The sequence below is a fragment of the Mesorhizobium sp. CNPSo 4684 genome (genome assembly GCF_057784315.1).
Map to the genome: position 1 here is coordinate 78,135 of NZ_JBWLUX010000030.1, position 8,100 is coordinate 86,234.

Annotated in this window: 7 protein-coding genes; 2 read left to right on the forward strand and 5 right to left on the reverse strand. The window is 62.0% G+C overall.

What is annotated here, in order from left to right; translation table 11 throughout:
• Nucleotide 1: 1 nt before the first annotated feature.
• The 3 genes from AC04SG_RS24995 to dapA form a co-directional block, all read right to left on the reverse strand.
• Nucleotides 2–730: a glycoside hydrolase family 25 protein gene (locus AC04SG_RS24995; RefSeq protein ID WP_488553215.1), complete on the reverse strand. Its 729-nt coding sequence runs from the start codon at nucleotides 728–730 to the stop codon at nucleotides 2–4.
• 89 nt (nucleotides 731–819) lie between these two features.
• Nucleotides 820–1,299, reverse strand: coding sequence for an SsrA-binding protein SmpB (gene smpB, locus AC04SG_RS25000; protein ID WP_025583626.1), 480 nt, complete (start codon nucleotides 1,297–1,299; stop codon nucleotides 820–822).
• A 25-nt stretch (nucleotides 1,300–1,324) separates the two neighbouring features.
• Nucleotides 1,325–2,206: a 4-hydroxy-tetrahydrodipicolinate synthase gene (gene dapA, locus AC04SG_RS25005; RefSeq protein WP_488553209.1), complete on the reverse strand. Its 882-nt coding sequence runs from the start codon at nucleotides 2,204–2,206 to the stop codon at nucleotides 1,325–1,327.
• 246 nt (nucleotides 2,207–2,452) lie between these two features.
• Here dapA and AC04SG_RS25010 point away from each other — a divergent pair, with 246 nt between their 5' ends.
• Nucleotides 2,453–4,486, forward strand: a complete 2,034-nt coding sequence (locus AC04SG_RS25010) for a lytic transglycosylase domain-containing protein (RefSeq protein ID WP_488553210.1) — start codon at nucleotides 2,453–2,455, stop codon at nucleotides 4,484–4,486.
• A 243-nt stretch (nucleotides 4,487–4,729) separates the two neighbouring features.
• Nucleotides 4,730–5,629, forward strand: coding sequence for an alpha/beta fold hydrolase (locus AC04SG_RS25015; RefSeq protein WP_488553211.1), 900 nt, complete (start codon nucleotides 4,730–4,732; stop codon nucleotides 5,627–5,629).
• 60 nt (nucleotides 5,630–5,689) lie between these two features.
• On the opposite strand, the gene AC04SG_RS25020 is transcribed toward AC04SG_RS25015, so the two are convergent.
• Entirely contained in the window at nucleotides 5,690–6,763 is a 1,074-nt protein-coding gene (locus AC04SG_RS25020) for a tyrosine-type recombinase/integrase (RefSeq protein ID WP_488553212.1), read from the reverse strand.
• A gap of 239 nt (nucleotides 6,764–7,002) precedes the next feature.
• The coding region (locus AC04SG_RS25025) for a porin (protein WP_488553213.1) at nucleotides 7,003–8,100 on the reverse strand (1,098 nt) is incomplete at its 5' end.

Below are 8,100 nucleotides of genomic sequence, written 5' to 3' on the forward strand. Positions count from 1 at the left end.
TTCAGGGCGATGGCGACGGTTGTGCAGATGGTGCAAACAACTCAGCCAGCGTTTGCTGCCCGCCCTGCAGCACATTGAGGTCGACATCGCCCTCGATGCCGTCGACGCGGCCCATATTATGGTACTGCCAGTAGATCCAGCCGTCCTCGCTCGGTTTGATCGCCAGCGAGCGTAGCCAGCGCGGTCGCACAGCTATCTGTTCGGCATAGGCGTCCTTAGCCTCGTCGGTCAGGTAGATGATCGCCGGCTTGCCGAACGCGGCTTCAACCGGCCCAAGGAAGGCCTGGAGTTCCGTGCCCAGCTGTTGCGGCGACGGGCGCTGCGGGCAATTGCCGCCGAATTCGATGTCGACGACCGGGGGCAGCAGCGGCTGATCGTGCGGCACCACTGCAATGAAATTCTTCGCCTGGTCGGCGCCCGGCCGGCAGAAGGTGAAAAAGTGGTAGGCGCCGACCGCAAGGCCAGCCGCACGGGCCTCGCGCAGGTTTTTGGCAAAGGCATCGTCGACATGGTCGCCACCCTCAGTCGCCTTGATGATGGCGAAAGCGACGTCATCGGCCGCAACGCGCCGCCAGTCGATCTCGCGCTGATGATGGGAAACGTCGATGCCCCTGACCGGATAGCTGTCCCGATCCGGCGAGAAGGTCTGGAAATACAAGAAGCCGCCTGCCGCAACGAGGCCGGCAATTACCAGACTGGCCGCACCCCAAAGGATGATCCGGTTCTTCAAGACCATCCCCTGTTCATCGTCGTGGCTGATTGGTCGAAACCCTTGAAAGCCAAACCGTTGGCTTTTCTAAGGCTATTCTCCGAGGCCCCTCACCCGCGTTCCTTGAGAAGCCGGCCCTTCTCGCGCGACCAGTCGCGCTGTTTTTCGGTTTCGCGCTTGTCGTGCAGTTTCTTGCCGCGGCCGACGGCGAGCAGCAGCTTGGCGCGGCCCTGGTCGTTGAAATAAATCTTCAGCGGCACCAGCGTCATGCCTTCGCGCTCAATGCTTTGCGACAGTTTTGCCATCTCGCGCTTGTTGAGCAGCAGCTTGCGGCGCCGGCGCGGCTCATGGTTGAAGCGGTTGGCTTGCAGATATTCCGGCAGATAGGAATTGATCAGCCAGATCTCGCCGCCTTCGACCGAGGCATAACTGTCCTGGATGTTGGCCTGGCCCTGGCGCAATGACTTGACCTCGGTGCCGGTCAGCACCAGGCCGGCCTCGACCGTGTCGAGGACCTCATAGGAAAACCGCGCCTTGCGGTTTTCCGCAACGGTCTTGTTGTTGGGATCGGCTTTTCTGACTTGATTCATGATGCGGAGAGGTGGCGCCTCATCCTCAATTTATCAAGCCGGCGTGCTTCATCGCCGCATCGATCTTCTCGGCGGTCGATGCCTCGATCGTCACCAGCGGAGAGCGCACAACGTTCTCGACCTTGCCAATCTTCGACAGCGCGTATTTGACGCCGCACAGGCCGGGCTCGAGGAAGATGGCCTTGTGCAGCGGCAACAGACGGTCCTGCAACTCCAGTGCCTTGGCGCTGTCGCCGGACAGCGTGGCCTCCTGGAACTCGGCGCATAGCCTGGGCGCGACATTCGACGTCACCGAGATGCAGCCGACGCCGCCATGCGCGTTGAAACCAAGGGCCGAGGCATCCTCGCCCGACAGCTGAATGAACTCCTTGCCGCAGGTGGCGCGCTGTTCGGACACGCGCTCGACCTTGCCGGTGGCATCCTTGACGCCGACGATGTTCTTGAAGTCGTGCGCCAGCCGGCCCATCGTGTCAGGCATCATGTCGATGACCGAGCGCGGCGGGATGTTGTAGATGATGATCGGCAGGCTGGTCGCCCGGGCGACGGCCGCGAAATGCTCGTAGAGCCCGCGCTGCGTCGGCTTGTTGTAATAGGGCGTGACGACCAGAGCCGCGTCGGCGCCCGCCTGCTCGGCATATTGCACCAGACCGACCGCTTCCGCGGTGTTGTTGGAGCCGGCGCCGGCGACGACAGGCACCCTGCCCTTGGCGACCTCGATGCAGACCTTGACGACATGGCGATGCTCGTCGTGCGACAGCGTCGGCGACTCGCCGGTGGTGCCGACCGGGACGAGGCCCGTGGTGCCCTCCGCGAGTTGCCACTCGACGAAAGCGCGAAAGGCTTTCTCGTCGAAACGCCCGCTCTTTTCGAACGGTGTCACGAGCGCAGTAAGCGAGCCTCTCAGCATGTCGTCCAACTCCTTGGGACTTTTCGGTTTCTTGGTGTGTTTTAGCGTCGGCGCCTTCTAGCCGAAAGCGAAGCCGCGCACCATAGTCTCGACACTGTTCAGCGGCAAGCATGCCGATGGTGCCAGCGAGCGCAATTCGAACGGCCTCGATAACCCTTTGTTTACGGGCTCTTCACGACCTAAGTCTAGGCTCTCAGGCACCTGGGTTTGCCATTTAAAGTGCCGCACTAGGGAAAGATCAGGATCATGCCGGCCAGTCGGCCCCGCCGCTTCGTATTGCTTGGGGCCGTTGCCCTGCTGATAGCAGGGACGGCTACAAACGAGAGCGTCGATGAGCAGACGACCTCGTCGATCCCGATGCCTGGCCTGCAGGACGGCGCGCAGACTGATGCGCCCTCCGCCAGTGTCTCTATGTTGAAAAGCGGTCTCGACGCCTTGGCGACCGGCGATATTGCCGCTGCACGAGCAGTACGCGAGACATTGCCGGCCAATTCGCTCGACCGCCATATCCTTGCCTGGGCGATCGCGCTATATGGCGGCGACCGTGTGCCGAGCAGCGAGATTGCCGATACCGCAAAGATGTTGCCGACCTGGCCGGGCACCATCGCCCTGCGCAAGAACAGCGAGCGCGCGCTCTACCGCGAAAGCCCGTCGCCGCAGACCGTGGTGAAGGCCTTCGATGGCAGCCAGCCGCTGACCTTCGAAGGCGTGGTGATCCTGGCCCGCTCCTATATGGCGCTTGGCAACATCAAAGCGGCGCTCTCGGTGCTGACGCCGTTCTGGCGCACCGAAAAACTGGAAGCGAAGGATGAGGCGTCGGTCATCAACGAGTTTGGCACTATTATCCCGGCTGCCGACCATCGTTTCCGTATGGAACGGATGTCTTATGCCGACCGGGAGAATTCGGCGCTGCGGGTCGCAGCGCTTGCCGGTGCGCAACCGCTGGCCGATGCCTGGGTCGCCGTCTCGCGTGGTGACAAGAACGCGGCCAAGCTGTTGAAGGCGGTGCCTGCGGCGCAGCAATCGGCCGGCTATTTCTTCGCGCAAGCCGAGTATCTGCGCAAGCAGCGGAAGTTTGCGGATGCCGCCGCATTGGTGATGAAAGCGCCAACCAATCGCGACGCGCTGGTCGATCCCGATGCCTGGTGGGTCGAGCGCCGCGTGCTGTCGCGCGCACTGGTCGACCAGGGCGACTGGAAGACTGCCTACAAGATCGTTGCCGCGCATGCCGCCGAAAGCCCCGCCAGTGCCGCCGAGGCTGAATTCCACGCCGGCTGGTATGCGCTGCGCGGCCTCAACGATCCCGCGACGGCCTCGACTCATTTTGCCCGCATCGCCGACCTCGCGCAGGGGCCGATGTCTCTGTCGCGCGCCTATTACTGGCTTGGCCGCGCGGCGGAAGTCGGCGGCCCCGGCGATGCGAAGACCTATTTCACCAAGGCGGCCGCCTATGGCACCACTTTCTACGGGCAACTGGCGGCGGAACGAGTTGGTCTGCGCACGCTGAACATCGTCTATCCCGAGCCAAGCACCGCAGACCGCCAAAGCTTTGACGGACGCGAAGCGGTCAGCGCCATCAAGCGGCTGCAGGAAGCGGGCTATGACCGCTATGCCGAGACGCTCTATCGCGATCTCGCCGGGCAGTTGACCAGCCCCGGCGAACTGGCACTGCTGGCCGTTCTGGCGGAAAAGCAGGGCAATCATTTCATGGCGCTGAAGGTCGGCAAGATCGCCGGCGCGCGCGGCATCGATGTCGGCGCGCTGTCGCATCCGCTGGGCGTCATTCCCGACACCGCCGACATTTCCGGCTCGGGCAAGGCGCTGGCCTATGCGATCGCGCGCCAGGAAAGCGAGTTCAATGTCGGCGCCGTCTCCAGCGCCGGCGCACGCGGCCTGCTGCAGCTGATGCCGGGCACCGCCAAACAATTGGCCAAGAAGGCCGGGCTGACGTTTTCGCAGGATCGGCTGACCAGCGATGCCGGCTATAATGCGACGCTGGGCGCGGCCTTCCTCGGCGAGCAGCTCGACCGCTTCGGCGGCTCCTATGTGCTGACCTTCGCCGGCTACAATGCCGGCCCCAACCGCGCCGCCCAATGGGTGGCCAAATATGGCGACCCGCGCGGCAAGGGCATCGACGCGGTCGTCGACTGGATCGAACGGATTCCCTACACGGAAACAAGAAGCTACGTGCAGCGCGTGGTGGAGAATTACGAAGTCTACAAGATGCGCATTTCCGGGAAGTACGACATTGTCGGCGACCTGGTGAACGGGCGGAGCTGAGGCTCGGCAAGCACCTAGCCGAAGCTGCCGATCTCCCCCTTGCGGGCAGGGGGATCGCATATGCATTGGCTCATTCCCGGCGGCAACGATTCAGACCAGCATTCTTTCACACCCCCCCTCTGGCCTGCCGGCCATCTCCCCCGCAAGGGGGGAGATCAGCAGCTTCAACGTCGCGCTCTCCATTTGACCATCCCTGCCCTCGCCTGTAGCTGTCCGGATCAGTCCAGCAAGGTCGAGGATTCGATGTCCGGCGAGCCGAATTTTTCCAATTTCTTCTATACCGCGCCAGACGGGCTCAAGCTTCACGCTCGCATCTACGGTGGGGCAAATTCTGGCCATTGGCCGGTCGTCTGCCTGCCCGGCCTGACCCGCAACGCGCGCGACTTTCATGAGCTTGCGCTCTATCTGTCGCGGCGGGCCGACCATCCGCGCAAGGTCATCGCCTTCGACTATCGCGGCCGTGGCCAATCGGCCTATGACCCTGAAATCGGCCACTACAATGTCGGCATCGAGGCCGGCGACATTCTCGCCGGGCTCGCGGCGCTCGACATCGCGGAAGCGGCCTTCATCGGCACGTCGCGCGGCGGGCTCATCATCCATGTGCTTGGCGCGCTGCGACCCGCCGCGCTTAAAGCCATTGTGCTCAACGACATTGGCCCGGTGATCGAAGCGAACGGGCTCGCTCATATCCGCACCTATCTCGATCCGGCACCAAAGCCGAAGAGCCGCGCCGAGGCGATCGAGGCCCAACGCAGCGCGCATGGCGGAGATTTTCCCGCCCTCGCGGAGGCGGACTGGGAACGGATGGTGTCGGCTCTCTATCACGAGACGGACCAGGGGCTGGTGCCGGATTTCGACCCAAGGCTGGTCGAGACGCTGGCGGGTGTCGACTTCAGCAAGCCGCTGCCGGATCTGTGGCCGCAGTTCGAGGCGCTAGCGGCCATACCTTCGCTTGCCATACGTGGCGCCAACTCGAAACTTTTGTCGGTGGAGACGTTCGAAGAGATGGGCAAGCGCCATCCCGGCATGGAAGCGATCACGGTCGATGGCCAGGGCCACGCGCCCTTCCTGGAGACAGGCGATCTGCCCGGCGCCATCGCAGCTTTCCTGGACAAGGCGGAAAACACGGCTCGAACAAAGTAAACCCCAAGATCAAATATGATCCTGGGGCCATCTTTTCAGTATATGAGTGGCTCGATGAAACTATTTGGCTTTCGAGCTTTTCCTGGGCGCCTTGGCCGCTTTCGCCGCGGCCGCCGCGCCCTTTTGCTTCGGCGCTGCCGTTGAAGGCGTGGTCAGCGGCGATGCGAACATCGAGCTCTCGCCGGACAGCCCCTCGCCGCGCGGCGTCTCCAGCACGACGACGCAACCGTCGAGATCGTTGGTGGCCAGATGCGCATAGCGCATGGTCATCGAAAGCGTCTGGTGGCCGAGCCACATCTGCACGCGCCGGATGTCGATGCCACCCTGGACAAGACGCGAGGCGCAGGTGTGGCGCAAGATGTGCGGCACCACCTGGTCGTCGGCGCCGAGGCCGACCTCGGCCTTGGCATCGTTCCAGATGGCGCGAAACTGCGCCTGGCTGAGTTTTGTGAACGGACCTTTGGGCCTGCGGCCTTCCGAAGGCGGCAGTTTGATCACCTCTTTGACCCGTTCGGTCATCGGAATGGTGCGGCTGCGGCCGGATTTGGTGATCCAGAACGAGACGCGATGTTCCTGGATGTCGTTCCAGATCAGTCCGAGGGCTTCGCCAAGGCGGCAGCCGGTGTCGACGAGGAAGACCGAGAGACGATAGGCATCCTCATTGCGGCTCTTGATGGCGGCGAACAACCTTGCCTCTTCGTCCCTTTCGAGGAACCGAATCCGTCCCGCCCGCTCCTTCTGGCGGCGGAACTCGGGCAGGCTGTGGATATCCCCCATCTTGTAAGCCTTGCGCAGCAGTTTGCTGAGGGCAGCCATCTTTCGATTGATGGTTGCGTTGCTGTTGCCGCGCTGGCGCAAGGTGCCGATAAGGTTGTCGAGGGTGCTCTGGTCGAAGGCGCTGAACCGTTCTCCGAGGAGAATCTCGTCTATTTCGCCGATGAAGGAGCTGACATTGTACTTATGCCGCCCATCATCCCAGAGTATGTCTCGGTATGCTGAAAAAAGCTCTCCGACCCTGTGCGACTTTACTTCTCTGATCTTGTTGTAGCTGTATTTTATCTTCGAGGTTTGAGAAGAGAACATTGAGAAATGTTCGGAGGGATCACCCTCTTGCGTCGCTTCGATGGTCATCAAATGCCACACCCCCGAGTGGATAGAGTCAGACCTACCCGCTTGGAAGCGTCCTTTCAAGAGATTTTAATCACGCAGTTGTGAATTCATCCGCCCATCAGCGGATCCCACGAACTCACCCTACGGACTGTTCAGCTGCCGATTCCCCCTGTTCCTTCTGCTTGTCTTGACCCAGTCACGAAAACAAAACAGCCCGGGCGTTGAAGCGCCCGGGCTGGTATTCACCTGTATAAAGCCAGCCCTTAGAACGAGCGCTGGAAGCGGAGCATGCCGCCGATGGCGTCGTCGCCATCAGTAATACCGGTCCAGTTGTGGTTCAGGCCGTCGGCCTCATCGATGCTGCCTGCATTGACGTAGTCGACTTCGGCCGTGACCGTGAGGCCGGGAACGACGTCGTAGGCGATGTTGGCTGCGATGCCGAGGTTCTCACCTTCGTCATACGAGACCTGGGCGTTGAACGAGGTCTTCTCGTTGATGGTGTAAGTGCCACCACCCCAGACTGCCCAGTTGCCGTCCCACTGCTTGTAGAAGCCGCGACCGCCAGCTGCGAAGAAATAGCCCGGATCCGTCAGGTTGTCGTCGGTGCCGTAGCCGCCCATGATGAAGAGCGACAGGTTCTGCATCGGGGTGATGTCCAAACGAACCTTGCCGGCGACTTCTTCATAGTTGCTGTCGTAAGCGATGACGCCGGTGATGGCGCCCCAGCCCTGCGTGTACTTCACGCCGCCGACGACATGCGGAACGTAGCTGTCAATGGTACCGACGCCGTAGACACCGTCAGTGCCGGCGCCCGCGCCTTCTTCGAGCGAGATCACGGCGGAGAAGCCGTTGCCGGCATCGAAGTAGTACTGGATGACGTTGGTGTCGAAATCGCCGTAAGGAACCAGCGTATCCTGGATAACGTTGCCGGCGTAGCCGATGAACGTATTGAAGGCCGATTCGTCCTTACCGACGCGCAGGCCACCGAGCTGAATCCACGCAAAGTTCAGCGAAGCACCGGTGTTGCCGGCAGCGTTGACCTCTTGGTCCGCGCCCGAATCACGGTTGTTGTTCTGGAAGTTGAAGCGGGTCTCGGTGTAGGTCTTCAAGGTGCCGAGCTCGGTTTCCTGGCCGGTCCAGGTCTTCAGCGAGAAGCGGGCCTTCTTGTAGTAGGTGTCATTGCTGCTGCCGTCCTCAGTGTCGGTGGACGTCGCACCATCGAACGAGCCGACGTCGCCGACGCCGATGTCGTAGCGGACATAGCCGCCGATGCGCAGGCAGGTTTCGGTGCCGGGGATGTAGAAGTAGCCCGAGCCGTAAACGTCGCAAATCTTGACGTATTCAGCCGGTTCCGGCTCGGC

Bases quoted from the DNA above. Each gene is read 5' to 3' on its own strand.
- smpB (WP_025583626.1), bottom strand. From the start codon at position 1,299: ATGAATCAAGTCAGAAAAGCCGATCCCAACAACAAGACCGTTGCGGAA.
- dapA (WP_488553209.1), bottom strand. From the start codon at position 2,206: ATGCTGAGAGGCTCGCTTACTGCGCTCGTGACACCGTTCGAAAAGAGC.
- AC04SG_RS25010 (WP_488553210.1), top strand. From the start codon at position 2,453: ATGCCGGCCAGTCGGCCCCGCCGCTTCGTATTGCTTGGGGCCGTTGCC.
- AC04SG_RS25015 (WP_488553211.1), top strand. From the start codon at position 4,730: ATGTCCGGCGAGCCGAATTTTTCCAATTTCTTCTATACCGCGCCAGAC.